Origin of the sequence: Longispora fulva (assembly GCF_015751905.1) — a bacterium.
Classification (GTDB): domain Bacteria; phylum Actinomycetota; class Actinomycetes; order Mycobacteriales; family Micromonosporaceae; genus Longispora; species Longispora fulva.
The window spans coordinates 2,210,492-2,236,615 of the sequence record NZ_JADOUF010000001.1 but is presented as its reverse complement, the minus strand read 5'-3'; the positions used below and the strand labels follow the sequence as shown (position 1 = coordinate 2,236,615).

The window sequence follows — 26,124 nt, the reverse complement described above, 5'->3', positions numbered from 1 at the left end:
ATTGTCCTCGCGCTGTCACTGGTCGTGACGCTCGGGCAGACCTGGTCGATCCTGCCGCCGGCCCAGGCCGCCCCGGCCAAGCCGCCGGTCCCGTGTCCGGTCGATCGGCCGGACGAGGCCTCGGCCGTTCTGGCGGCGAAGCTGTGCAAGAAGACCGTCAAGGTCTCGGGCTCGACCACAGAGACCGATGAGATCGTCGCCAATCCCGACGGCACCCTGACATTGCAACACCACACCCGCCCGGTCCGCGTGCAACGCAACGGTCAGTGGGTGCCCACGGACACCACGTTGAGGGTCGCCCCCGACGGCTCGGTGGTTCCCGGGGCGGTGACCCTGGGCGTGCGGTTCTCCGGTGGCGGAGAAGGCCCCCTGCTCACGGCGACGGTCGACGGGCAGGAACTCGCGCTCGGCTCGCCCGTCGGGGTGCTGCCCAAGCCGGTCATCGCCGGAGACACCGCGACGTATCCGGAGGTTCTCCGTGGCGTCGACCTCAAGGTCACCGCGGGCGTGGACGGCTTTTCGGAGGTACTGGTCGTCAAGGACCGGGCCGCCGCGCTCGACCCGAAGCTGCGCAAACTGCGGTTCCCGACCACGACCAAGGGTCTGACCTCGCGCAACGCGGAGGGTGGCCGGGTCGAGCTGGTCGACGCCAAGGGTAGGGCCGTGCTCACCTCGTCGATGGCGGAGATGTGGGACGCCGCGCACGAGCGGTCCCGCGAAGCGGCGCCCAAGGCCGCCCAGCGGTCCGCCGGTGCGGCGGACGCGCCCGCGGCCCCGGCCGGCAAGCGTGCCGTGATGGAGATCAAGGCTGTTGCCGGTGCGTTCGAACTCACGCCGGACAAGGCACTGCTCGCCGACCCGGACGTGACCTTCCCGCTGACGATCGACCCGAGCTGGACGCTGGGCCGGCACGGGTGGTACCTGGTGGACTCCGGTGATGCGGCGGCCAGTCTGAACCCGAACGACTACGCCAAGACGGGAACCTGGAACGGCGGTACCAACAAGGTCCGGTCGTTCTGGAACATCGACCTGGCGGGCCAGGGGATGGGCACCAACCGGCAGATCCTGTCTGCGCATTTCCGGATCAACGAGGTCTGGGCCTGGAGCTGCAGTCCGCGGCCTGTCGAACTGCACCGGGTGCCGTGGCTGGTGCCCAGCCTGAACTGGGCGAACCAACCCGGCAGCACGTGGTACGTCGACCAGCGCAACGAGGCGCACGGCTGGTCCTCCGGCGGCATCGGCGGCTCCTCGTCGTGCCCGGCGGCGACCGTCGACTGGGACGTCACGAGTGTTCTCCAGGACAGCCAGAACCGGGGCGACAACACGATCTCGTTCATGCTGAAGGCAGCCAACGAGAGCGACAACTACTACTGGAAGAAGTTCGACCCGAACATCGCCCTCGACGTCAACTTCAACGCCCGGCCCAGGGTGACGGCGCTGGCGACGACTCCCACGTCGCAGTGCGCCACAGGCTCCGGTCGGCCGTGGATCAACACGCTGACCCCGACGCTGAGCGTGACGGGCGGCAACGACGACGGCGACAACCTGAAGTCCTACATCCAGCTGTGGAACGCCGGCGGCTCGATGATCACCCAGTTCGAGACGGCCTTCGCGGCCCAGGGCGCGTGGCTGTCGGCCAAGGTGCCGACTGGCATGCTCGCGGAGGGCGGCACGTACGCGTGGCGGGCCGCGACCGACGATGGCAAGACCTGGAGCGCCGACGGGGTCAACGCGGGCTCCTGGTCGCAGTGGTGCGAGTTCAGCGTCGACACCGTCAAGCCGGGTGCGCCGTTCGTGTCCTCCACCGACTACCCGAACGACGGGCAGTGGAACCACGGCCAGTACGGCAAGCCGGGCACCTTCACCTTTAAGCCGGCCGGGACCGGCTCGCCCGCGCCCGTGACGAGTGCGACCAGCAGCCCGGCGTGCCAGGCGGCCGAGTCGGCGGACAAGGCCGTCGACGGCACCGTGGCGAACAACTCCAAGTGGTGCTCCGTCGACGCGTCGAAGTGGTTGCAGCTCAAGCTGTCCACCGAGCAGATGGTCACCAACGTGGTGATCCGGCACGCCTCCGCTGGCGGTGAACCAGCCGCGTGGAACACCAAGGACTACGACATCCAGACGTCGATGGACGGTGCGACGTGGACGACCGCCGTGCAGGTGCGCGGCAACACCGGCGCGGTGACCAACGACCGTCTGCCGGCTCCCACCCGCGCCGGCTACGTCAAGGTGGTCGTGGTCACCCCGACCCAGGACGGCAGCGCGGCCACCCGCCTCTACGAGGTGGAGACCTACGGCCTCCCCGTCATTCCCGTGACGAGCGCGACCAGCAGCGCGGTGTGCCAGGCGGCCGAGTCCGCGGACAAGGCCATCGACGGCACGACGGCCGGCGGCTCGAAGTGGTGCTCGGCGGACGTGTCGAAGTGGTTGCAGCTCAAGCTGGCCGGCACGCAGACCATCACCAACGTCGTGATCCGCCACTCCGGCGACGGCGGCGAGCAGACCGCGTGGAACACCAAGGACTACGACATCCTGACCTCGGTCGACGGGTCGACCTGGAACACGGCGCTGCAGGTGCGGGGCAACACCCAGTCCGTCACCGACCACGCGCTGCCCGCGCCCACCCAGGCCGGGTACCTGAAGCTGGTGGTGATCACTCCCACCCAGAACGGTGACATCGCGTCGCGGATCTACGAGGTGCAGGCCTACAACGCCCCCACGGCGTTGGCCTCGGACACCGCCGCCTACACCTACCAGCTGGACACCGACACGGCGCCGAAGGACGTGGCCGCCGGCGGGGTGACCACCGCGCAGGTGACCCCCGGCGAGGACGGTCCCCGGACTTTGACCGTGCGGGCGAAGGACAAGGCCGGGAACCTGTCGGACCCGGTCGTGTACCGGTTCAACGTCGGCAGGGCCGGCCTGACCCAGCCGGCACCGGGTTCCAACATCGTCGCGCGCGCCAAGCTGGCGGTGCAGGGTGACAGCTCCTACACAAGGGTGGTCTACCAGTACCGGCGCGGGCCCGGCGGCCTCGTGTACGACGTCCCGGTCGCACACCTGCGCAAGGCGAACGGTGACCCGGTCACCGCGCTGCCGGTGCCGCTGTCGGACCTGGGCGGCAACGCGATCTGGAACGCCGTGGACACCCTCGGCACGGTCGGCGGCGTCGTGCAGATGCGCGCCAAGCTGTACGGCGACATCAACTACGTCGGGGACGGATCGGTCCGCAACCCGGCCAGCGGCCGGTGCCTGAACGCCTCCGGCGCGGGTCCATGGCCGAACGGCACGGAGATCATCCTCTGGGACTGCGTGTCCGGTTCGGAGAACGAGCGGTTCGAGCTGGGCGCCGACGGGCTGATCCGCAACCCGGTCAGCGGCCGGTGCCTGAACGCCGAGGGCGCCGGACCGTGGGGCAACGGCACCCGGCTCCTGCTGTGGGACTGCGTCGCCGACGCGCCGAACGAGAAGTTCGAGCGTACCGCCGACGGCATGATCCGCAACCCGGCCAGCGGCCGGTGCCTGAACGCCTCCGGCGTGGGGCCCTGGAACAACGGCACGAAGATCATCCTGTGGGACTGCGTCGCCGGGTCGGACAACGAGAAGTGGTCCGAGATCGACACCAACTACACGACGCAGTGGCTCACGGCGAACATCGACGCCAACGGTGACGGCGCGGCCGGCAGCGGGGTCGGACCGGGTTCGGTCAACCTGCTGACCGGTGACTACTCGCTGAGCTCCACGGACACCGACGAGTTCGGACTGAAGGTGTCGCGCGCGTCGTCCTCCCGCTCGCCGGAGGCCGGCTGGGTGCGGCAGGGCGAACGGCTGACCCCCAACCAGCAGCAGGTCTCGACCGACCTGACCGGGATCGAGTCGTACACGACGACGATGGCCAGGTCCACGCTGCGCGGTCAGGGATCCTCTTCCGACTCGCTGGAGCTCACGCCCACCTGGCAGAACAACGGCGACACCTTCGCGTCCGTCGGCGGGGACCAGTACGCGATGCGGCTGGGCATGAAGGCCGGCAAGCGGTACCGGATGACGGGTTGGATCTTCGTCCCCGGCTCGAGTGGGCTCACCCCGACGAACGCCGGCCTGGGGCTGCGGATTGTCGGCGTGTACAAGGACGCCGCCGGCAACTACCAGAACGTGGTCTCCGGCAAGGCGGCCTGGACCGACGCCTGGCAGGAACTGTCCGTCGACATGGCGCTGCCGCCGGGCGCGACCGAGGCGTTCTTCCGGGTGTTCAACGGGCACGCCGGCGGCTCCGGCAAGAAGGTCTACTGGGACAACCTGTCGGTCCGCGAGGTCGTCGCGCCCTTCGGGCCGCAGTGGCTCGGCGGGGCGACGGACGGAACAGCCGACCACATCTTCTCGGCGCTGGAGTTCCCGAGCCCGGAGGTCGCTCAGGTCACCATGGTGGCCGGCGGGAACCTGACCTTCGCGCGCAACAGCCTGGGCGGGTTCTTCCCCGAGCCCGGGTCGGAGAACCTGACCCTGACGAAGGTCTCCGACACGGAGTACCAGCTGGCCGACCTGGACGGCACTGTGGTGCAGTTCGCCAAGCAGGGGGAGAAGTTCGCGGTCACCTCGACGTGGACCTCCGATGCCAACTCCACGACCCGCTACCTGTACGACACCTCCGACAACCGCGACCTGCTCAAGCGGGTGATCAACCCGCAGGAGCCCGGCACCGGCGACTGCACGACCCCGGTCCCGGCCAGGGGCTGCGAGGTGCTCGAGTACGAGTACGCCACGGCCACGACCGCCGGCGCGGGCGCCCTGGGTGATTTCACCGACCGGGTGCGCTCGGTGAAGATCTGGAACTGGGACCCGGTCGCCGGCGCGGTGAACGCCGTCGACGTGACCCGGTACGCCTACGACGACCTCGGCCGGCTGCGTGAGGTCTGGGACCCGCGCCTGGCCACGCCGCTGAAGACGGCCTACGAGTACGACACCGCCGGCCGGGTCACCAAGGTCACCGGCGCGGGCGAGCTGCCGCACCTGTTCGACTTCGACGGCGCCGGCAAGTTGCAGAAGCTCCGGCGCGGCGCTCTGAAGGCGGGCACGAGGGACCAGTCGGACGGCGAGAACACCACCCAGGTGGTCTACGGCGTGCCGACGACCCGCGGCGCGGGAGGTCCGTACGACCTGGACTGGGCGGCGATCCAGCGGTGGGGCCAGAGGGACCTGCCCACCGACGCCACCGCCGTGTTCGGCCCCGAGTCGGACCCGGGCACCTCGACGGCGTCGGCGACGGCGCCGGGCAAGGACGGCTACGGGCTGGCGAACGTCCACTATCTCAACGCCTCCGGCCAGGAGGTCAACACCGCCACACCCGGTGGGCACATCGACACCCAGGAGTACGACGTCTTCGGCAACGTCGTGCGGACGCTGGAGGCGACCAACCGCGAGCTGGCGCTGGGGACGCTGCCGGATGCGGACAGGTCACTCGGCGACCTGAACCTCGCGGGCCTGGACACCGCGAGCCGGGCCAACGCGCTGTCGACGGTCAAGACGTACAGCGCCGACGGCCAGGACATGCTCGAGAGCGTCGGCCCGACGGTCAAGATCGCCCTGGAGTCCGACCTCGTCGACCCCGCCGGCACCCTGACGACGCTCACCGCCGGCAGCCAGGTGATTGCCCGGGGCCGCCAGACGGGAACGTACGACGAGGGCAAGCCTGACGGAACGACCTACCACCTGGCCACGACCGAGACGGAGAGCGCGAAGGTAGCCGGCTACCCGGACGCCGACGTCCGGGTGAGCAGGCAGGGGTACGGCGCCGAGAAGGGCGGCGTCTCCGGCTGGAAGGTGCGCAAGCCCACGTCGGTGACCACGGACGCGGGCACCGCGTACACCGTGTTCGACGCCTCGGCGCGTGCCGTGCAGTCGTGGGGGATCGGCTCGGACGGCACGGACGCCCGGGCCACCAGGGCGGTCTACTACACGGCCGGGACGAACGCCGAGGACTCCCGGTGCTCCAACAGGCCGGAATGGTCGGGACGGCCGTGCGTGACCCGTGCCGCCGGTGCGGTGACCGGGCACGACGCGGCGCGGATGACCTCCGACCTGCCGGTCAAGTGGGTCGAGACCTACTCCCGGTTCGGTGAGCCGACCGTCGTGAGCGAGACGGCCGCGGGCAAGACCCGGCGGACGACGACCGGCTACGACGGCGCGGACCGGATCACCAGTGTGGAGATCACGTCGGACGTCGGCGCGGCGGTCCCGGCGCTCACCACCGAGTACGACGCACAGTCCGGGCACGTCACGAAGACGACGATGGGCGGCACGACGGTCACGCGGGAGTACGACCTGCTGGGTCGCCTGATCACGTACACCGACGCCGACGGCGGGGTGACCCGCAGCGAGTTCGACCACTTCGGCAAGCCGTCGAAGGTGTCCGACAACACCGGCTCGAGCACCTTCACCTACGACCGTGCGCTGGAGCCCCGCGGCCTGTTGACCTCGGTGACGGACTCGGTGGCCGGCACATTCAGTGCCAGGTACTCGCCCGACGGGCAGCTCACCGAGATGACCTACCCGGGCGGGGTCACCCGCAAGGACACCCTGGACTCCTCGCTCGCGCCGGTGGCCCGGACGTACACTCGCGACTCCGACAGCACGGTGCTCTACGCCGAGTCGGTCGTCGACAACACCCAGGGCCACAAGGTGGCGCACAGCTACACGGGCGGGTCGCGCACGTACGGCTACGACAAGGTCGGCCGGCTCACGAGCGTGCGGCAGATCGACGCGGTCGGCTCGTGCGTCACCCGCACCTACAGCTACGACGCGCGGACCAACCGGACGGGGCAGCGGGCATTCCGGCCGGCGGCCGGCGGCGGTTGCCAGTCCGACACCGCCGACTCGGAGGGGGCGCATACCTACGACTCCGCCGACCGGCTGACGGACGCCGGGTACCGCTACGACGAGTTCGGTCGCACGACCGACCTGCCGGGCGGCCTGAAGAACTCCTACTATGCCAACGACCTCGTCGCCGGCCAGGAGACACCGGACACCCGGCAGGCCTGGACACTGGACCCGAAGCACCGGTTCCGGGGGTTCACCACCACCAAGCTCGTCGGTGACACGTGGAGCCCGGCGTCGTCGAAGCTGAACCACTACGGCGACGACTCGGACGAGGCCCGCTGGATCGTCGAGGACACCACCACCGGTGCCGTCACACGCAACGTGTCCGGACCGGACTCCGACCTGGTGGCGACCACCTCGGCGACCGGCAACGTCAAGCTGTCCCTGACGAACCTGCACGGCGACGTCGCGTTGACGATCGACACGGCCCTGACCTCGCCGGAGTTCCACAACTACGACGAGTTCGGGGTGCCGAGCGCCGGGCAGTCCGACCAGCGGTACGGCTGGCTCGGTGGCAAGCAGCGCTCCAGTGAGGCCCAGGGCGGGGTCGTCCTCATGGGCGTCCGGCTCTACCAGCCGACGCTGGGCCGCTTCCTCCAGTCCGACCCGGTCCCGGGCGGCTCGGCCACCGCGTACGACTACTGCAACGCCGACCCGGTCAACTGCACAGACCTGGCGGGCACCTGGTCGTGGAAGAAGGTGCTCGGCAAGGTCGCGGTCGTCGCGTCGATCGCCGCGATCATCCCCGGCCCGATCGGTATGGCCGCCGCGGGCGTGTCCGCCGTGTGCTACGCGGCCACCGGCAACTGGAAGATGGCCGCGGTCATGACCGCCGGCATCGCACTGTCCGCCGTGGGAGCCGGTGCGGCGGTGGTCGCCGCGCGGGCCGCCACCATCGTGCGGGCGGCGCGAGCGACGGAAACCGCGGTCGTTGCCGGAATGCGAGCCAAGGGGGTCTCCTCGTTCGGAGCGGGACTCATCGGCCGGGGTGGTCGCATCCACACCATCGCCAGGGGCTTCACCCGCCCGCTGGAACGGTTCGGCGCGAAGGTGGACCGGACGATCCGGGGCACCAAGCTGCGGCCGGACTGGCAGTTCGGCAGACACATCGTCGAGATGAAGCGTGGCTCCGAGGCCGGCATCGCCGCGGGCAAGGCCGCCCTGGCGAGATACCGGACGGCATTGGGGCAATCAGGGCGTAACTATCTGTTGACGTACCCTGAGAAGGCTGGCCAGTGGTGGAAGTGGCGAATTCGAAGGATCCGTTGACATGAAGGCAGCCATCAAGCGCGAGATCGACACGATTGTCGGCGACGGCTCCGCGGCGCTGACCGGAGCGGGATTCCACCGCGAGCGGACCGGTTTTTGGGCGTGCCCCGCCGGTCAGCTCCGGTGGGAGCTCGAGGTCGTGCACGAGCCCGGGTACGGGGAAGGCGTGTTCCGGCTCGGCTGGGGCGTCCGCGTGCCCGGGGTCGCCGAGATTCTCGAGCTGGAGGATCTGCCCGGAGTGGAGCACGCGACGGTCGGCGGCGACGTCGGTAGCCTGGCCCGGCGACGAATCGCCATGGGGCTGCTGTGCGTCGAGAGCGGGTCCGTGGGGCTCGGCACGCGCTTCCTGCGCGGCGTGCGTCCCGAGGCGGCCGGCGTGCTGACGAACCGGGTACGGGAATGGACGGCCGAACTGCTGGAGGTCCTGCGGCCGTTGACCGACCACCTGGCGCTCGCCGACTTTCTCGGGACCTACGAGAGCCGGTACGGGAAGATCCACGTCGATCCCGACAACGCCGGGAGGCGACTTCCGCTCATCGCGGCGCTGCGGGCCCTCGGCGGCGACGTACCGGCCGCCAGGGAGAACCTCACCCGGTGGCGGGAGGTTTTCCCCGAGGAAGGAAGCCTCGGATATCCGCAGCTCCAGGCCAAGTACAAACGCATGGCGGCACGCATCGACAAGCTGGCGTGATCGGCCCAGCCGGTGGACGGATGGCAGCGGCGCCGTGGGCTAAGCGTTCGGAGTGTCAGGTGCGGCGTGTCGGCGGCGGGTGGACGAGTGGACCGCCGCCGGCGAGCCGGGTCCGTCACAGGGCTGTGCGTGCACGGTTCCGTTGCTCAGGCGGGCCTGTCCGCCCCGTCGGCGGTGCCCGGTCGTTGGGGCTGGTGACCCGGGGTGCTCCGTCCCCGAGTGGCCGACCACACGCCGGTCGCCGCGTAGGCCGCGAGGCTTCCCGCGACCGTGACCACCCAGCTGGCGATCAGCGTCGCCTCGCTACGAATGATGGCCCCTGCGCAGAACTCCAGAACGGGGATGGCCACGACCGGCAGGGCGAACAGCATCGGTGGCCGTAGCCGCAATGCCCGGGCGGCGAGCGGCCCGGTGATCACGAGGAGGATCGGCGCGGCCACCAGGCCCGGCACGAGTCCTGGCGCGAAGCAGAAGTACTCGTGCGGGAGGCATCGATCGAATGTGTGTGCCGCCAGGTAGATGACCCCGAACGTCCCGGCACCGGACGTGACCATCGCGAGCAACCCGACCGCGGCCCCCCGCAGTCCCGCGTCGATACGGCGGGCCGTCTCCTGGGAGGCCGTGGTCCGGGTAAGCGGCGGGCGATCAGTCATCCACCGAGTATCGCCACCTGGGCTGCGGCATCGGGGGCAGAAGTCGGCCGCCAGACGACCGTTCGACGAACGTGGACCGGCGGCCACGCGAAGAGTCCCACCGCGTGTTGTGAGGTGCTGAACTCCTGGTCGGACTAGACCCGCCCAGTCGATCCGTTGCGAGCCTGGTCTTCTGCGAGCAGCCGGGTCGTCACCAGGAGCAGCCACATGCCGGCCAGGGAGAACGCGGTTGCTCCGATGGTGAACAGGCGCTGGCCCGCGGCGAGTCCGGCCGTGTACTGCGCCTCGGTGATCGGGGTGGTGCTGCCGTGGTTGTTGAGCACGTACTGGCCCGTGACGATCTCGGGTTGACCGTTCGGCACGAGCATCCCGCCGGTGACCACGACGGCAAGGACAGCCACGACCGCGAGCGCTGAGACGCACCAGGCGAGGGTGGTGTGGGTGCGGTTGACGATCCCGGGCGGCGGTGGCGGTGGCACCATGCTGTGCTGCCGGACCGCCGTCAAGATCACCCCGGGGCCGAAGGAGACGAAAGCGCTCACGAAAGCCGCGGTCCACGCCGCGGTCGGCACCGGGTGGTCGCGAGGGATCAACGTCCACAGGAGGACGCCCGAGCCGTAGGCGGCGCTGAGCAGCGCGTACCGGAAGAACCAACGCATGGCGGGGACGCTACTCCTGGCGGAACCTCGACGGGAGCCCGATCGGGCGGGCACGTTGTGATGCTGCTCGCCGGGTTCAGGCATGGCGTCGGCGGCGACGCGGTGTAGAGTCCGGCGATCGCGGGTGTGGGGTGCCGATCGGTCGGGAAGCCGGCCTGCGGGCGTCGCCGGCGGGGCGTAGTCTCCCGGCTGTGCGGGACTGGTGGGTGCGACGGGGCTGGCTCTCCCGGCGGGAGGCGGTCAGGGACCTGGTGGGCTGCGCGGTGGCGATCGTGGTGCCGTTCGGCGTGGCGGCGCTGTTCCTCCTCCAGGTCGCCGCCGCGGTCGCGGCCCAGCAGGGGCACGGCGTGCACGGGCAGTGGACGGCGACCAGCCTGCACCACGCGGCCAAGGGGCCCGGAACAACCTGGTACGGGGTGTTCGTCCCCGACGGCGACGGCCCGGCGCAGCCCGACGTCGCGTTGTTCCACACCGTCGACGGGATCGACGTCGGCCGGTCGGTACCGGCCATCGTCGCCGGAACGCCGGAGCACGTGTTCGCGGCCTCGAACACCACGGCCTGGGTCGCACCGTGCGTGTGGGCCGCTGTCTTCTCGGGACTGGCGGCGCTCGTGACCTGGTTCGTGGCGCACCACGTGCGTCCCGTTGCGTAGGCTGGTCATCCCATCCAGAGACACCGTGACGAGGATCAGCCCATGCACGGCGGCACCAGGATCCGCGTGATCGAGCCGACCGACGCCGCCCCGATCGCCGCGCATCGGGCGCGCGACATCGAGGCATTCCGGCGGTGGGAACCGGCCCGGCCGACCGAGTTCTTCACCCCGGAAGGCCAGGCGGAGCGGATCGACAGTCTGCTGGCCGGGTACCGGACCGGCACGGTCTGGCCGGGCGTGGTCCTCGCCGACGACCAGGTGATCGGAGAGGTCACGATCGGAGGCATCCTGCCGCAGGCGCATCTGCGCCGCGGCTCCGTCGGATACTGGATCGGCAGCGTCGCCCAGAACCAGGGGCACGCCGGGCGCGCCGTCGAGCTCGCGCTCCGGGTGATGACGGACGAACTCGGGTTGCACCGCGCCGAGGCGTCCACCAATCTGGAGAATCTGCCGTCGCAGCGGGTGCTGCGCCGCAACGGGTTCAGCCCGTACGGCGTCGCACACTCCTCGATCCTGCTCGACGGGAGCTGGCGGGACGGGCTGCTGTGGGAGCGGATCCTCGGCGACTAGGCTGTCCCTCCGCGGGGCGGTCAGCCGAGGTAGGCCGGGGCGAGGGCGGAGGTGACCATCCGTCGGGGGCTGCCGGTGCCGTCGGCGGGCGTGGTCCACAGGTCGGCGCCGAAGTCGCCGGGTATGGCGTAGACCAGGGTGGAGCCGTCGGCCCAGAGCGCCTGGTCGTCGATGTTGCGCTGCTCGGCGGTGGCCGTCTCGGTCATAGTGCCCAGGTCGAGGACGTACAGCCGCCAGGGGGCTTCGGCGGGGGCGCCGGGGGCACGCTTTTTGTAGGCGATCCGGGTGCCGTCCGGCGACAGGGACGGGCACTCGACGTTCTGGTGCAGCGTGGTGAGGGTGCGGGCCGTGACGTCGCCCTGGACGAGGTAGGTGTGGCCGCCGGTGGCCAGGGTCGCGTAGAAGCGGCTGTCGTCGGCGAAGGTGACGCCCCAGATGTTGGTGTCATGGGACTGGAACGGGTGGCCGTCCTTGATGACGGCGTACGCCTCCAGGTTGTCGTGCAGGGTCCAGGTGCGGGTGTCCACGATGGCGGTGCGGGTGGAGAAGTCGGTCCCCGCGTACGAGTCCCCGCTGACGAACACCGTCCAGGCGGCGAGGTGCCCGGAGGGGGAGACCCGTGCGCGGGTGGGGATGCCGGCTGCGGGGAAGGTACGCAGCTCGTGCAGCCGGTCGTCCAGGATGACGGCGCGGTAGGAGTCCTCCAACGCGCCGTGCACGGCCTGCAGGCAGACGCCGGTGCCCGCGGCCGCGTGGAAGCGCAGACACTTGACGCCGGAGGCGGTGCGCTCGCTGTCCGGCTGGTCGGCCGGGACGGTGGCGAGCTCGTCGCGGTGCGGGCCCCAGGCCATGTTGCGGAACACCAACTGCCGTCCGGCCGACTGCAGCGAGACGCTCCCGACCCGGACGGGGGGCCCGCCCTGCTGCTCCACGCCGCGCTTGCCGGACCGGTCCGCGGAGTACAGCACCGCGCCCGTGCCGATGCCGCCGAGCAGCAGGACGGCGATCAGCAGGGTCAGCAGGCGGGTTGTGCGCGTCATGCGGTGACCTCGGTGGGGGTGCGCAGCAGCAGGGAGGCGGCGACCGCGCTGAGGGCCAGGGCGGTGGCGGTGACGGCGAGGGCGGTGTGACCGCTCCAGGCGCTCCAGGCGGCGCCGAAGGCGAGCGAGCAGGTGAAGCGGGCCAACGCCTGTCCGGTGCCGACCAGGGCGAGGCCCGCGCCCTGCTGGGCGGCCGGCGTGGCGTTGGCCGCGGCGGCGGCGAGGACGCCGTCGGTTGCCGCGTAGAACGCGCCGTGCAGGGCGAGGACGCCCACCACCGCCGTGCCGCCCTGGACCCGGGCCAGCACCAGGACGTAGGCGAGCAGGAGTGCCCCGTGTCCGGCGAGGAAGAGCGTACGGCGCCCGATCCGGTCGGCGAGGGCGCCCAACGGGACGGCGAGCAGCAGGAACGCGGCGGCGGTGCCGAGCGGCAGCAGCGGGAACAGGTGGGCGGACAGGCCGAGCTGGCGCTGGAGCAGCAGGTAGAGGAAGGAGTCGCTGACGGTGGTCAGGCCCAGCAGCACGGCGCAGAGCGCGAGCCGGCGCAGGGCGGGGAGCCGCAGCAGGGTCAGTGAGTCGCGCAGCGAGGGCCTCGGCGGCGCGTCAGCGGTGCGGGCGGGGGTCGGGACGAAGAGTACGAGGACGAGGACCCCGAGCGCCGCGACGCAGCCGCTGACCGCGAACACCGCGTCGTAGCCGTCGATCGTCGCCCGCAGCACGGCGAAGGCGACCAGCGGCCCGAGGAGCGCGCCGGTGGTGTCCATGGCCCGGTGTACCCCGAATGCTCGGCCCCGGTGCTCGGGCTCGGTCGCGAGAGAGATCATCGCGTCCCGGGGCGCGGTGCGTAGCCCTTTCCCGGTACGGTCGACCGCGATCACGGCGGCGATCAGGGGAATCGTGTGGGCCAGCAACAGCAACGGCTTGCAGACGGCGGACAGTCCGTAGCCGACGGCCGCGACGGCCTTGTGGCCGCGTCCGCCACGGTCGGCCAGGTGGCCACCGACGAGGCGGACCAGGGCGCCGACACCGTTGTTGAGGCCGTCCAGCAGGCCGAAGCCGAGCGGGGACAGGCCGAGGGCGGCCACGACGTACAGCGGGAGCACGGCGGTGACCATCTCGGAGGAGATGTCGGTGATCAGGCTGACCGCCCCGAGGGCGATGACGGTGCCGGGTACGGCGGCCCCGCGCCGCCCCGGGTGGGTGCCCGGGGCGACGGGAGCCTTGGTACCACGCGAGTCCGCGAGGTACACGGGCGTCAGTTCCAGATGCCGGTGATGTCGGAGGCCGAGGCGGCGTTGCCCGCGTGGGCGCTCAGACCCGCGAGGTCCTCCAGGGTGCGCAGCATGTTGTAGTGGTTGTACGTGGTGCCCGAGCTGCTGCCCGGGGTGACGTGCTGGCCGTAGAACACGGTCGGGATCTTGTTGCCGGACGACTTGTTGTCCTCGTCGAACGTGACGACGAGGATGCTGTTGTGCGTCTGGGCCCAGGTGGCGTACGCGCCGACGTGGCTCTGGATCCAGGTGTCGCCGGTGGAGACCGAGCAGTCGTGCATGTCGTTGCAGAGGTTCGGGACGACGAAGGAGACCTTCGGCAGCGTGGTGTAGTCGGTCGGGAACTGCGTCATCGTGTAGGCGGTGTTGGTCGGCACGTTGTTGAAGCCGAACCACGGGTTGTGCTTCTGCGCGTACTTGCCGGCGCTGTTGCTGCAGACGGTCGAGCCCTGGCTCGGCAGGCCCTCGTTGTAGCTGCCCCAGGTCTTGCCGGCGGCGATCAGCTCGGAGCCGAGGTTGGCGGCGGAGATGGAGCCGACGCTCACACAGCTGTCGTCCGTGCGGCCCTGGTTGCTACCGGAGAACAGCTGGTAGTAGTTGGGCTCACTCGGGTGGGTGATGCCGAAGGACTGGGTGAGGTTGGCACCGCCCGCCTTCAGCGTGTTGTTGATGTACGGGGCGCTGGAGCTGCCGATCACCTGGGAGTAGGCGTGGTTCTCCATCACCACGACGACCACGTGGTCCGGGGTGGGCAGACCGACGACGGCCTGGGCGTTGCCGGCCCAGAGGCCGAGCGAGACGGCGGCCAGGCCCAGAGAGGCGGCGAGGGCGATGAGCTTGCGACGGGGTGTCTTCGTCATGACGGGCTTCCTCCGTGCGGGTTGGCGAGCGGGAGGTGGAGCGCCGGTAACACTAGGAGGGCCACGGTGGACTCGGCAGCGAAACCGTGGTGAAGAACAAGCGAACGCTACCCACCGAATTGTCAGGGTCGCACGACTTGCCAGGCCTCGTACGAACCTCGCCAGCACTGTTCACCTTCTCGCGCCCGGCGAACACGCGGATCGGCATCGAGGCGTAGTCAGATCAAGGACAGCGTGCAGACGAAGAGGATTGATTCGCGCAATTTGCCGTGATAGCTGAAATGCGTTAATAAACCTATCCATTCATCCATGTAGTTCTTTCGCTACGGTGCGAATATGTCTTCCTTCTCGCGCGTCGCCGCGTGTTTGGCCGTGATGGTCTGCGTCGGCTCCGGGTGCTCCAACGCGCCTGTGGACAAGGTCCCGACCGGAGTGGATCTCTTGGTCGCGGCAGCTGACGCGATGGCTGGCGTGAAGTCGTTTCGCTTCACGGTGGACGTGACGGGAGCCACGCCGTCGGCGTCGCTGCAGCACGCGGAGGGTGTAGTGACCCATGACGGTTCAGCAACGGGTGTGGCCCGGAAGCTGGACGTGCCAATCGACATCAACTTCGTGATCGTCAGCGAGACGGGTACACGCGTTTGGGCCCATCGGGTCCGTGGGACCCGAAACCGTTGTCCGATCCACGAGAGGGCGTCTACGACCCGCGTCGCCTGATCGATCCACACCGGGGTCTGGCCGAACTCTTGCGGACGGCCGGCCATCCGGCGTTCGAGGCACGCGAGATTGTCGACGGGCACCAGACCTACCGGGTGGGACTGGAGCCGACGTCGGTCGGCTTGTCGGCGCTGATTCCGGGCACCGGTCGAGTCCGGCCCAGCAGGGTCTGGCTGGACGTCGCCTCCAAACGCATCGTCAAGGGGGAGTTCGCCTTCGAGGCGAGCGGTAAGGACGGTGAGCTGTCGGCCAGGGTGCTCGTGCTGGACTACGACACCCCGGTGACTATCACCGCGCCGGTGTGACCGTTGGCTCGGCGAGATCGTGAACGTGCGTTGACACCCGGCCGGCCGAGTGGCCGCCGCCGTGCCGTGAGCCCGCTGGCCCGGCGGCTGGCCCGCCGCCATCGCGGCGCGGACCGCGACCAACCGAAAAAGAAACGCCAACCGCGGTGGGAATGGCTTCAAGCGGCCGGAACCCTGTGCACGGGGGTCGCCGTCGTGGTTAGCATCTTCGCGCTTCTGTCCACGAATGCGTCCAACCAGGCTCAGCACGACCTTGCCGAGGAGGGCCAGGTCTCAGAGCGGTTCAGCAAGTCCGTCGAGCAACTGGCCTCCGATATCCTCGGCGTGCGGCTCGGCGGCATCTACGGGCTGGAACGCATCATGAGAGCGGCAAGAAGCTCCGACGGTGATGAGCCCGCCGTCATCGGGGTGCTGTGCGCGTTCGTCCGCGAGAAGACCAGCAGCCATCCCTCCGGAGTCCAGCCTGACCCGGCTACCGTCACGCCTGCCATCGACGTGCAGGCCGCCCTCACGGTGATCAGTCGCCGACCCTACGCCGCCGCCACGGGTCCGCTCATCGACCTCGCCCACGCCCATCTCGATGGCGCCGACCTTCAGGGCGCCGATTTGTCGCACGCCCAGTTGGCGGGCAGCAGCCTGGCCCACGCCGCCTTGGCCCACGCCATCCTCGACCAAGCCACCCTGGACTACGCCGACCTGACCCTTGCCAACCTCAACCAGGCCCACCTCATCGGTACGCACCTGAGGGGCGCTGACCTGACCAGAGCGAACCTCAGTCAGGCGCACCTCGACGGCGCGATCGCCAGCCAGGCCATCGCCGCCTACGCGAACCTCAACGACGCGACCGCCACCTACGCGACGCTGAGTTACATCGACTTGAGTCACGCACAAGCGGGCGATATCAGCCTCACACACGCCGTCCTCGTCCGAGCTGACCTGTCCGGTGCCCAGCTACTCGGCGCTCACCTCGAGCACGCCGACCTCGATCACGCCAACATCAGCGGGACCAACCTCTCCACCGCGACCCTCGGCACAACCAACCTCACCGGCGTGATTCACGACCAGCACACCCACCTTCCCGCAGGAACCGTCCTGCCACCGTGACCGGAGCACGCCGACCGTCACCACAGACGGGACGCACAATCGTGAGGGTGATCCGGCGCCGCCCGTCGGGACCCGCGATAGCGAGAGCTCCGCGCTCATCATCCTGGGAGCCACCTTCCCGCACGATGCCGGCGACGGCCCCGTTCAGCGCGACACCGCGGCCCCGATCGCTCCCGCGACCGCCGTGGCCCCCGCCTCGCCGAGCAGGATCGAGTAGTGGTTGGACCCGGCGACCAGTTCCGCGCGGATCGGCACGTCGGCGAGGCAGTGCTCATCGTAGAGGCCCTGGTCCTCGTTGAGCAGCCCGCGACGGGCCCACAACAGCACCGCCGGCACGGTCAGCAGACGAAGCGCCGCGCCGCTCTCGGTGAGCACGGCCAGGCCGTCGACCCGCACGGCTTCCGGCACGCACGAGGACCGCAGGTGGGGTGGCTCGCCAATCAGGTCGTGGGCCAGATGACCCATCACCGTCGGGGGCAGCTGAGGACCCGAGGCCGCCGATCCGCCGTCGAGCAGCTCGGCGAACGCCGGGTGCCGCGCCCAGAATTCCAGGTAGCCGGCCCTGTCGGGGAAGGTCATCCCCAGCCGGGTGAACGCCGGCCCGAGGACGGCCGCCAGCAGCGCGTCGGTGTCGGTACCCGGCGGCAGGGGAAGGCCGAACCCGCCGTCGACGAGCACGAGTTCTCGGATCCGCGCCGGGTGCCGGACCGCCGTGGTGGTGGCCACGAACGCTCCCATCGAGTGCCCGGCGAGCACGGCCCGGTCCACGCCGAGGTGGTCGAGCGTGGCGACGAGGTCGTCGGCGTGCGTTTCCAGGCCGAACGGACCGGGCAGGTCGCGACTGGCGGCCCGGCCGCGCAGGTCGGGGGCGAGGAGCGTGACCCGGCCGGCGAGGTGGTCGGCGACGCGCTGCCAGGCCAGGCCGTTTGCGGTGATGCCGTGCGCTGCCATGACGACCGGGCCGTCGCCCGGCCAGCGGTGCACGGCCAGGTGACCGCCGGCGACCGGGACGCTAACGAGCTCGGGCGTCATGCGGCGCGCCGGGGCAGCTTGATGCCGGCCAGGCCGTGGGGGAGGGCGTACACCATGATGATGAACAGCGTGCCGAGGACGAACAGCGGCTCGGTCAGCGGGACCCGCAGGACCGCCGGGAGTCCGTGCAGGGTCTCGGAGGTGGACAGTTCGCCGAGTCGCAGGTCCAGGAAGGTGTAGAGGGCGCCGCCGACGATCGCGCCCCACCGGCTGCCGGTGCCGCCGAGAACGACCATGACCAGCAGGGACAGGGTGAGCGCCGACGTGGTCAGTTCGGGGTTGGAGCCGCCGGAGACGAGCAGGTGCACGACGCCGCCGGCGGTGCCGAGGAACCCGGCCAGGACGTAGGCGAGCAGCTTCGCCCGGTAGGGGTGGACGCCGAGGACCGCCACCCTGCGCTCGTTCTCCCGGATCGCCGCCCACAGCCGGCCGGCGGGCGTGTCGTTGGCCCACCGGATGACCAGGACGGTGGCGATCAGGAAGGCCAGGGCGAGCCAGTACAGGTTAACGGTGTTCGTCACGCCCAGGAACAGGTCGGGCACACCGGAAGCGCGCAGCGACAAGCCCTCCTCACCTCCGGTCCAGCCGCCCGGGTCGCGCTGCGCGAGGATCGAGCCGGCCTGCGCGAAGGCCAGGGTCACCATGGCGAAGGCGATCCCGGTGACCCGCACCGACACCGCGCCGATGAGCAGAGGCAGGGCGACGCCGACCGCAGCGGCCAGGGCCAACCCGGCCGGCAGCGACCAGCCGAGCTTCGTCACGGCGATGTTGACCGTGTAGCTGCCGGCGGCGACGTGCAGGGCGTGCCCGAAGGAGAGCAGCCCCGTCCGGCCGAACAGCAGGTCATAGCCCGCCGCGAGGGCGGCGAACACCAGGCACAGGGCGAGAATCCTCAGCGACCCGGGGCTGTTCACCGGGCCCGGCAGCAGGCCCGGGACGCTGGCCGCCGAGAACGGCACGGTGGCCAGGACGACGACGACCGCGAGGGGTACGAGCCGTTTCATGCGAGGCTCCCGGTCAGGGTGGCGCGTCGGGTGAGCAGAACGGCGGCCAGCAGCAGCACGACGGACAGGTCGCCGAGCCCGCTGGCGGCGTAGAAGTTGGCGAACTGCTGGACGAGTCCCACAGCCACCGCCGCGACCGCGGTACCGGTCACCGAACCCATCCGGCCGATCACCACGACGATGAACGCGAAGATGAGCAGCGAGCCGCCCTGCGCCGGGTTGATGGACTCGAAATACACCCCGCCCAGCGCGCCGGCCAGGGCCGCCGCGCCGCCGCCGATCGCGAAGACCAGGGTGAACGCCCGCCGCACGTCGATGCCCAGCGCGGTCACCATGGCGCGGTCCTGCACCCCGGCGCGCACGATCAGCCCGTAACGGGTGGTCCGCAGGAACAGGGACAGCGCCGCGAACACCGTCACCGCCGCCCCGATGAGCAACAGCCGGTCGTTGGGGACGGTGGCGCCGACGACCCGGGTGGTGCGCGCCGTCCAGCCCGGCTTCGGGAACCGCAACGGGTCGGCGCCGGCCACCGCCCGCAGCAGCGCGGTCGCCGCCAGGGAGAGCCCGACCGTGACGAGGACCTGCCGGATCGGGCGGGCGTACAGCGGCCGGATCAGGGTCAGCTCGGTCAGGGCTCCGAGGATCGCGCCCAGTGCGACGCCGAAGACCACGGAAAGGACGAAACCCCATCCTTGGGTACCGCCACCCGGCAGGTGCCCCGTGGCCCACCATGTGCCGTACGCGCCCGCCGCCAGGAACGCCCCGTGCGCGAAGTTCAGAACGTCCATCAGCCCGAAGATCAGGGACAGGCCGGCGGCGACCAGGTAGTACAGGGCGCCCAGGCCCAGGCCGGTCAGCGCGATCAGGATCAGGTCACGCACGACGGCCACCTCGGGTCGCCACACCCAGCAGCGCCCGGGCGCGCTCGGGATCCCCGAGCAGCTCGGCCGCCGGTCCGGTGTGCACGACGCGCCCCTGGTCGAGGACGACCACGTCGGTGGCAAGCCGGCGGACCAGCGGCAGATTCTGCTCAACCAGCAGCACCGTGGTCGCTGTACCCGCGCGCGTCAGCGCCTCGGCGACCTCGCCGACCACCAGAGGGGCGAGGCCCTTGGTCGGCTCGTCCACGATCAGGAGGCGGTTGTCGTTGAGCAGGGCCCGGCCGATCGCGACCATCTGCTGTTGCCCGCCGGACAGCGTGCCCGCCGGTTGCCGGGCGCGGGACCGAAGCTCCGGAAACAGGTCGAACACCAGGTCGTAGCGCGGAAGCGGATCGCGCTCGGCGAGGCGCAGGTTCTCCGCGACGGTGAGCGCGCCGAAAATCCCGCGGTCCTCGGGGGCGTATCCGACGCCGTGCCGGACGATCGTGTGCGTCGGGCGGCCGGTGATGTCGGCCCCGTCGAACACGACCCGCCCGGTGCCCGGCACGAGCCCGAGGACCGCCCGGACCGTGGTGGTCTTGCCGGCGCCGTTGCGGCCGAGTAGGGCGGTCACCCCGTCGGCGCGCACACCGAAGGTGACGCCCTGCAGGATGTGCGAGCCGCCGATCCGGACATGCACGTCGATCACGTCGAGGATCACAGCGGTTCCCCGAGGTAGGACTCCTGGACGGTCGGGTCGGCCATGACGGCCTGCGGGGTGTCGCAGGCCAGCAGGCGGCCGCCGTGCATGACGGCCACCCGGTCGGCCAGGCCGAGCAGGACGTCCATGTGGTGTTCGACCATGAGCACGGTCCGCCCCTCCGCCCGGTGCAGCTCGCCGATCAGTTCCACGAGTGCCGGCACCTCCTCGGCGCTCACGCCGGCCATGGGCTCGTCGAGGAGGAGGATCCGGGGGCTCTGGGCCAGCAGTACCGCCAACTCGAGTTTGCGCTTGTCGCCATGGGACAGGCCGCCGGCCGGGTCCCCGGACCGGGCCGTGAGTCCGACCCGGCCGATCGCCTCGCCGGCCACGGCCGAGACGCCGGGCAGCCGGTCGGCGCGACTCCACAGCCGCAGGTGCGCACCGGCGTGCGCCTGCGCGGCCAGCCGGACGTTTTCGGCCACGCTCAGCGCGGGGAACAGGCTCGCGGTCTGGAACGTCCGGCCCAGCCCGAGCCGGGTCCGGCGGTGCGGCGCGAGACCGGTGACGTCGCGACCATCGAGCCAGATGCTGCCCGACGTCGCGGTGAGCACCCCGGAGAGCAGGTTGAACAACGACGTCTTCCCGGCGCCGTTGGGCCCGATCACCGCGAGGAACTCACCCTCCGCCACGCACAGGTCGATGTCGGAGACGATCACGGCCCCGCCCACGGACCAGCCCAGTCCCCGGGTCCGCAGTACGGTCACTTCTTCTCCGGCGGGGCGACGGTCCCGGCGTCGATCCTCTTCACGAGGACCGGCCCCGACGCGTCCAGCTTCGCCTGGAACATCGGCTGGAGCAGCGCGTGGTCACCCGCGCGGACGGTGAGCCTGCCTTTCACCCCGTCGAAGCTCCAGCCCTCCAGGGCCTTGACCATCGCGGCCACGTCATCGCCACCGGCCTCGACCGCGTGCACGACCAACTGGGCGGCCGTGAAGCCGTCCACGGTGAACAGGTCCACCTCGCCGCCGGCCTTCGTGACCCGGTCCGTCATGGCCTTTTCCACGTCGGTTCCGGCTGCCCCGGCGAAGTAGTGCGACAGCAGGTTGACCTTCCCCACGATCGGCCCGTAGGCGGCGTACGAGGCCCTGATGTCCAGCCCCGTGACCACCGTGGTCGTGTCGAGGACACCCTGCTGGCCGAGTGCGCTCCACATCGCGTTGGCGGTGGCCCCGGCCCACGCCACGTACAGCAGATCGGCCTTCGCCGCCTTGGCCTGCACCGCGAACGGGGTGAGGTCCGTCGCTGCCGCCGGCACGAGCAGGCCCTCGACCGTCGCGCCCTCCGGGCCGAGGACGGCCCGCACGCCGTCGACGTTGGCTTTGCCGAACGCGTTGTCCTGCGCGAACACCACGATCTTCTTGCCCTTGGCGTCCCCGATGAACTGGGCCGCCGTCCGCACGTCCTGCGTGGTCTGCCGCCCGGAGCGGAACGTGTGCTTGTTGATCCCGGTGACCGCGTCGGTGGCGGCCGGGCCGGAGACGAACAGTACCTTGTTCTGCTCCGCGACCGGGGCGACCTGCAGGGCGACGCCCGACGCCGTCGAGCCCGCGAGGATCTGGGTGCCCTTGCCGATCAGGTCCGTCGCGGCGGACACGGCCTTCGCCGGATCGCCGGCGTCGTCGGCCTCGGTGACGTCGACCGCGCGGCCGTTGACCTTGCCGGTGCCCTTCGTCGCGTAGTCCAGGCCGGCCCGGAACCCTTCCGCGTAGAGCTTGCCGTAGGAGGCCAGGGCGCCGGTCTTGGAGTACACCAGGCCGACCTTGACCGGGCCCTTGGCCGCGTCGTCCCGGGGCGCGGCGGTCGGGCTGCTACAACCGGCCACGGCGACCGCGAGCACCGCGCCCACCGCCAGGCCCCGCATCAGATCTCGCATCGGTGTCTCCTCGTCCATATGCGGGACTAGCCGTGCAGTCACGGTAGGCAATCCGCTCATGGGTGACCATGTGGTGGGAGTACACAATGTGAGGCCAGGTCATGGTGGTGGTGCGCCACCCCGCAGGCGGCCGGGCCCACCGGCCGGGGCGGTGCGCGCCGGTGGGGTTCGGGTCCGGCCGGCGGTCACCGTTGCCACGGGCTCAACGGCGGTGCCGGTTGTGGCGGCTCGACGAGGATCGATACGCTGGTCAGTGGGCCGAACCGAACCCCTGCGGCGTACTCGGCCCGCAGCGTCCGGGTGCCGAGCGCGTCGAAGTACAGCACAGGTACCTGCGCGGTGAACGTGCCGTCCGCGCCGACCGTGACGGGCAGCGGGGGCTGCGGAACGCCCCGGCTCCAGGTCAGGGTCAGCCGGGCGCCCGGTGGCAGCTGGCCGCCCTGGGCTGTGACCACCCGGCCGGTCGACAGTACGTGCGGGTTGACGGTCAGGGTCGGCTGGCGGACCAGTACCGGCATGGTGGCGGTGTTGTTCGCCCGGTCGGGCGGCTGTTCCTGGGTGGAGCTGGTGACCACCCCGCTGGCCTCGCCGGTGAGGACGACGCGGGCCGGCAGGGTGACCGTGACGGTCGCGGTGCCGTCCGGGGGCAGGGTGCCCAGGTCACAGCCGTCGACGGTGCACCGGGTCGGCGTGACGGAGGCGGCCGGCAGCAGGGCGGCGGGCAGCGTGGTCCGCAGGTGGATGTCGCTGACCGGGATCTGCGCGCCGTTGGTCACGGTGTAGGTGACCACGATGTCGTCGCCGCCCACGTACCCGGGAAGCGGGTTGACCGCCACCCCGAGGAACAGGTCCCGGGGCCGCTCCACAGTGATCGTCAGCCCGGCAGCGTTGTCCGCCGGGTCCAGTTCCGGGACCGGGCCGGTCGCGCCCGCCCGGAGGTCCTGCCGGCCGACCAGCACGCCGGTGACCGGCAGCAGTACCGTGACTGTCTCGCCGACCCGCAGGGTGCCCAGGTCGCAGCGCAGGGTGCCCGCGGCCGGGGGCGGCGGCGGGTCCGCAGGTCGGGCGCAGCCGCCCCGGGACGGCACCGGTTGCCCGGCGCGCAGCCCGGCCGGCAGGGCCAGGTCGAGCGTGACATCCCGGGCGTCCAGGGAGCCGGCGTTGGTGACTGTGGCCGTGACCGTGGTGCCGGTGGTGACCGGGATGCTGGAGAGCGCGGACGTCGCGGTGACCCGCAGATCCGACAGCCGGCGGAACGTCGCCTGGGTGGCGCCGCCGTAGGCCACGACCACCGGTCCGACCTCGCCGGTGGTAGGGGACACCTCCCAGATCGTGTCCGGGTCCGGGTCCGGACAACCGCTGGTGTCGCACCCCTCGCCGGGTCGGGTGAACGCGATCAGCTTCCCGTCCGGGGTCCAGACCGGGTCCCGTGGCCCGACGGGCATGCCGTCGGGGCCGATCTTGCGGACGGCCGGGACACCGGTCAGGTCAGCCACGCACAGTCGGCCGTAGTCGCCGCTGGCCCCGCCATTCGCGGTGAAGGCGAGTGCGGTGCCCGACGGCGCGTAGTCGGGTGCCTCGTCGCGATTGCCCTGCGCGCAGGACCCGGTCATCCGGGTACTCAGGTCGGCCTGCACGCCAGCGACCAGGCCGCCGCCGGGGCCCTCGACCAGCGCGATGGTCCAGATCCGGGTGGACTGCACATCCACCTCGCGGTACACCACGACGGTCCCGGTCGCCGTGTCGGTGCGGCCGTGGTCCTCGGAGGAGCAGCGCACCGGGGTCGCGCCGACTGGGTAATGGTCGTCGGCCGGCAGTACACACGTGGCGTCGTGCACACTGCCGTCGACCCAGGTGGCCCGGGCGGTGACGCGCTGGGTGACGCCCTCGGAGCTGGTGGCGGGCACCCAGATCTGGCCGTAGCGGTCCCCGAGGACCACGATCGGCGTGCCGGCCGGGTACAGCCGGATGTCAAAGTACTGGTCCTCGTAGCGGACCACCCCGGACGCGGACGTGATCATGTACGCGACGGTGCAGCTGGACCGGTCGTACCCGGTCGGGGCGGTCGCTGCCACGGTGATCCTTGGCGAGTAGGTGACGTACCGGTCCGCGGCCAGACCTGGTTCGCCCGGCGGCACGGTCCGGTTCGGATCGATGGTGAGCCAGTCGTCGAAGCACTTCGACAGCAGGACCGAGACCTGCTCGCCTGGGTGTACCGGCCCGACCACGGTCGGGGTGAGACGCACCTCGCCGGGCCGGACCCGCAGCGTCGGCGACCCCGGGCTGACCGCGCCGCCGGACCCGGTGGGCTGGCGGGACAGGGTGCTGGTCCGCGACACCGCGACCGTGGTGCCGTCCGGCGACCAGACCGGGGACCGGTCGGACCCGGTGTACGGGAACGGCACGAACAGGTTGCCGAGCACCACCCGGTCGGCGACCCGGACGATCTCGATCGAGGGACTGCGGGAACCGTCATTGGTCCCGCCGTCGAACGCCGCGGACAGCGCCGCCGGGCGGGACTCGGCGGGCACGGACACGTACGCGATCCGGGTCGAGTCCGGGGACCAGGCCGGTTCGCCCACCCGGAAGTAGGCGTTGGGCGGGCGGAGCTCCCGGGGATTGCCGCCGTCGGCGTCGGCCACCATGATCCGGTCGCCGCTACCGGTGTGGTCGGTCGTGCGCCATTCGGTGTAGGCCACCTTGGTGCCGTCCGGGGAGAAGGCCGGCTCGACCTCGGACACGTCCGTGCTGGCGGTCAGGCCGGTGCGTGCCAGGCCGTGGCCGTCGACGCGGGAGATGTCTGTCCTGGTCGTGGTGCTGGTGACGGCGTACACGACGCCTGGCTCGGAGTTGCCGTTGAGGCGCCAGGTCGGCTGGATCTCCGCCGCGCCGCGCCGGGTGGCGATCGCGCGGGTCGTGCGGGCCTGGTCCACGGTGACGACGTACACGTCGCCGCCCTGGCCGCGCGCGACCGTCGTCGGATCGTCGCCGCGCCGGGTGGTGAACGCGATCCGGTCCCCGGCCGGCGACCAGGAAGCCTGGTCGGAGTCGCCGGTCCAGCCGGCGGGCAGCAGCCGCACCGGGCCGCCGCCGGCGACCGGGCAGAGCATCAGTTCGGGCACCCCGGCCCGCACCGTGGTGAAGGCGATGGTCCGGCCGTCCGGGGACCAGGCCGGTTCGGTGCCGACCACCGGGGCACCCGTCAACGGCGTCGGCGGGCCACCGGCCACCGGCACCGTGTAGATCCGCCCGGCCGGGTCCTCCCGGGTGCTGCTGAACGCGAGCCGGGTCCCGTCCGGGTTCCACGTCGGCCAGCCGCTGACCCCGTCCGTGGTGAGCCGACGCGCCGGTCCGCCGTGCACGTTGAGCACCCAGAGGTCCGTCGCGGCCCCGGTGGTCTGCCCGTAAGCCACCCACTGCCCGTCCGGGGACAGCACCGGGTGCCGCTGCGGCAGGTCGTCATCGGTGAGCCGGACCGGTGCGGTCGACGTGTCGGGCCCGTACCAGATCTCGCCGTCGCGTTCGGCCGCCGGCCGCGGGTCCGCACCGCCGGGCCGGGCCATGGCGGTGCTGATCCAGACCATCCCGGGATTATCCGGCCAGCCGCCCCAGTCAGGTTCGGACTCGCACCCCGGATCGGCGTCGGGCAGCGCAGAGGGGCGGACCGGGCCGCCGTCGGGCACGCCGACGTCGTACAGCCGCAGGCAGTCGGCGGAGGTGAAGCCGATCTGCCAGGGCGCGGGCGCGCGCGGGTCGAGCGGGCGGTGCGCGATCAGGCTGGGGGCCGGCCCCGCTTCCCCCGAGGTGGCGATGACCAGGCCGAGACACAGTACCCCGATGATGATCCTGATTCCGCGCACGGCGAGTCCCTCCACTCCGTACAGTGAGATCCACCCTTCCCGGCCCAGCCGGCCCGGACAGCCCTAC

The 26,124-nt window shown here is 71.2% G+C and carries 18 protein-coding genes; 6 read left to right on the top strand and 12 right to left on the bottom strand.

All coding sequences use genetic code 11. From position 1 onward, the window contains the following. Positions 1-24: 24 nt before the first annotated feature. Complete coding sequence (locus IW245_RS09885; protein ID WP_197002871.1) at positions 25-8,142, top strand: discoidin domain-containing protein; 8,118 nt, start codon at positions 25-27, stop codon at positions 8,140-8,142. Position 8,143: 1 nt separating this feature from the next. After that, positions 8,144-8,833: a hypothetical protein gene (locus IW245_RS09880; RefSeq protein WP_197002870.1), complete on the top strand. Its 690-nt coding sequence runs from the start codon at positions 8,144-8,146 to the stop codon at positions 8,831-8,833. Between the two features lie 146 nt (positions 8,834-8,979). Here the strand turns inward: IW245_RS09880 and IW245_RS09875 are convergent, their stop codons facing one another. Both IW245_RS09875 and IW245_RS09870 read right to left on the bottom strand, forming a co-directional pair. Beyond that, positions 8,980-9,486 carry a hypothetical protein gene (locus IW245_RS09875; RefSeq protein ID WP_197002869.1) on the bottom strand — a complete coding sequence of 169 codons (507 nt, stop codon included), beginning with the start codon at positions 9,484-9,486 and terminating at the stop codon, positions 8,980-8,982. Between the two features lie 134 nt (positions 9,487-9,620). Then, positions 9,621-10,145, bottom strand: coding sequence for a hypothetical protein (locus IW245_RS09870; RefSeq protein ID WP_197002868.1), 525 nt, complete (start codon positions 10,143-10,145; stop codon positions 9,621-9,623). Positions 10,146-10,336: 191 nt separating this feature from the next. On the opposite strand from IW245_RS09870, the gene IW245_RS09865 reads away from it, so the two are divergent. Continuing rightward, positions 10,337-10,798 carry a hypothetical protein gene (locus IW245_RS09865; protein WP_197002867.1) on the top strand — a complete coding sequence of 154 codons (462 nt, stop codon included), beginning with the start codon at positions 10,337-10,339 and terminating at the stop codon, positions 10,796-10,798. 42 nt (positions 10,799-10,840) lie between these two features. Beyond that, positions 10,841-11,368 carry a GNAT family N-acetyltransferase gene (locus tag IW245_RS09860; RefSeq protein ID WP_197002866.1) on the top strand — a complete coding sequence of 176 codons (528 nt, stop codon included), beginning with the start codon at positions 10,841-10,843 and terminating at the stop codon, positions 11,366-11,368. A gap of 20 nt (positions 11,369-11,388) precedes the next feature. Here the strand turns inward: IW245_RS09860 and IW245_RS09855 are convergent, their stop codons facing one another. Genes IW245_RS09855 through IW245_RS09845 form a run of 3 tightly spaced genes read right to left on the bottom strand, consistent with a single transcriptional unit; the run spans position 11,389 to position 14,539 of the window. Beyond that, positions 11,389-12,408 (bottom strand): TolB family protein, encoded by a 1,020-nt coding sequence (locus IW245_RS09855; protein WP_197002865.1) that lies wholly within the window; start codon positions 12,406-12,408, stop codon positions 11,389-11,391. After that, positions 12,405-13,658 (bottom strand): MFS transporter, encoded by a 1,254-nt coding sequence (locus tag IW245_RS09850; RefSeq protein ID WP_197002864.1) that lies wholly within the window; start codon positions 13,656-13,658, stop codon positions 12,405-12,407. Before IW245_RS09850 ends, IW245_RS09855 begins: the two co-directional genes overlap by 4 nt. Before the next feature lie 5 nt (positions 13,659-13,663). After that, the gene (locus tag IW245_RS09845) at positions 13,664-14,539 is read right to left on the bottom strand and encodes an alkaline phosphatase family protein (RefSeq protein ID WP_197002863.1); all 876 of its coding nucleotides are present in this window, start codon (positions 14,537-14,539) and stop codon (positions 13,664-13,666) included. A gap of 674 nt (positions 14,540-15,213) precedes the next feature. Between IW245_RS09845 and IW245_RS09840 the strand changes: the two genes are divergently transcribed. Further along, positions 15,214-15,561 carry an LppX_LprAFG lipoprotein gene (locus tag IW245_RS09840; RefSeq protein WP_231398738.1) on the top strand — a complete coding sequence of 116 codons (348 nt, stop codon included), beginning with the start codon at positions 15,214-15,216 and terminating at the stop codon, positions 15,559-15,561. A gap of 195 nt (positions 15,562-15,756) precedes the next feature. Next, positions 15,757-16,665 (top strand): pentapeptide repeat-containing protein, encoded by a 909-nt coding sequence (locus IW245_RS09835; RefSeq protein ID WP_197002861.1) that lies wholly within the window; start codon positions 15,757-15,759, stop codon positions 16,663-16,665. Positions 16,666-16,809: 144 nt separating this feature from the next. Here the strand turns inward: IW245_RS09835 and IW245_RS09830 are convergent, their stop codons facing one another. The 7 genes from IW245_RS09830 to IW245_RS42135 all read right to left on the bottom strand — a co-directional run bounded on the left by IW245_RS09830 (position 16,810) and on the right by IW245_RS42135 (position 26,057). Then, positions 16,810-17,697 carry an alpha/beta fold hydrolase gene (locus IW245_RS09830; RefSeq protein ID WP_197002860.1) on the bottom strand — a complete coding sequence of 296 codons (888 nt, stop codon included), beginning with the start codon at positions 17,695-17,697 and terminating at the stop codon, positions 16,810-16,812. Continuing rightward, positions 17,694-18,701 (bottom strand): branched-chain amino acid ABC transporter permease, encoded by a 1,008-nt coding sequence (locus IW245_RS09825; RefSeq protein WP_197002859.1) that lies wholly within the window; start codon positions 18,699-18,701, stop codon positions 17,694-17,696. The genes IW245_RS09830 and IW245_RS09825 overlap by 4 nt, the downstream gene beginning before the upstream one ends. Further along, positions 18,698-19,582, bottom strand: coding sequence for a branched-chain amino acid ABC transporter permease (locus IW245_RS09820; protein ID WP_197002858.1), 885 nt, complete (start codon positions 19,580-19,582; stop codon positions 18,698-18,700). The genes IW245_RS09825 and IW245_RS09820 overlap by 4 nt, the downstream gene beginning before the upstream one ends. Then, on the bottom strand, positions 19,575-20,282 hold the full coding sequence (locus IW245_RS09815; RefSeq protein WP_197002857.1) for an ABC transporter ATP-binding protein: 708 nt from the start codon (positions 20,280-20,282) through the stop codon (positions 19,575-19,577). The genes IW245_RS09820 and IW245_RS09815 overlap by 8 nt, the downstream gene beginning before the upstream one ends. After that, entirely contained in the window at positions 20,279-21,028 is a 750-nt protein-coding gene (locus IW245_RS09810) for an ABC transporter ATP-binding protein (protein WP_197002856.1), read from the bottom strand. The genes IW245_RS09815 and IW245_RS09810 overlap by 4 nt, the downstream gene beginning before the upstream one ends. Next, positions 21,025-22,197, bottom strand: a complete 1,173-nt coding sequence (locus tag IW245_RS09805) for a substrate-binding domain-containing protein (RefSeq protein WP_231398737.1) — start codon at positions 22,195-22,197, stop codon at positions 21,025-21,027. Before IW245_RS09805 ends, IW245_RS09810 begins: the two co-directional genes overlap by 4 nt. Positions 22,198-22,382: 185 nt before the next feature. Further along, positions 22,383-26,057, bottom strand: coding sequence for a DUF11 domain-containing protein (locus IW245_RS42135; RefSeq protein ID WP_197002855.1), 3,675 nt, complete (start codon positions 26,055-26,057; stop codon positions 22,383-22,385). Positions 26,058-26,124: the final 67 nt, after the last annotated feature.

Excerpts from the sequence above, each read along its gene's own strand:
- IW245_RS09825 (WP_197002859.1), bottom strand. The coding sequence starts at position 18,701 with ATGAAACGGCTCGTACCCCTCGCGGTCGTCGTCGTCCTGGCCACCGTG.
- IW245_RS09845 (WP_197002863.1), bottom strand. The coding sequence starts at position 14,539 with ATGACGAAGACACCCCGTCGCAAGCTCATCGCCCTCGCCGCCTCTCTG.
- IW245_RS09860 (WP_197002866.1), top strand. The coding sequence starts at position 10,841 with ATGCACGGCGGCACCAGGATCCGCGTGATCGAGCCGACCGACGCCGCC.
- IW245_RS09880 (WP_197002870.1), top strand. The coding sequence starts at position 8,144 with ATGAAGGCAGCCATCAAGCGCGAGATCGACACGATTGTCGGCGACGGC.
- IW245_RS09870 (WP_197002868.1), bottom strand. The coding sequence starts at position 10,145 with ATGCGTTGGTTCTTCCGGTACGCGCTGCTCAGCGCCGCCTACGGCTCG.
- IW245_RS09855 (WP_197002865.1), bottom strand. The coding sequence starts at position 12,408 with ATGACGCGCACAACCCGCCTGCTGACCCTGCTGATCGCCGTCCTGCTG.
- IW245_RS09875 (WP_197002869.1), bottom strand. The coding sequence starts at position 9,486 with ATGACTGATCGCCCGCCGCTTACCCGGACCACGGCCTCCCAGGAGACG.
- IW245_RS09830 (WP_197002860.1), bottom strand. The coding sequence starts at position 17,697 with ATGACGCCCGAGCTCGTTAGCGTCCCGGTCGCCGGCGGTCACCTGGCC.
- IW245_RS09805 (WP_231398737.1), bottom strand. The coding sequence starts at position 22,197 with ATGCGAGATCTGATGCGGGGCCTGGCGGTGGGCGCGGTGCTCGCGGTC.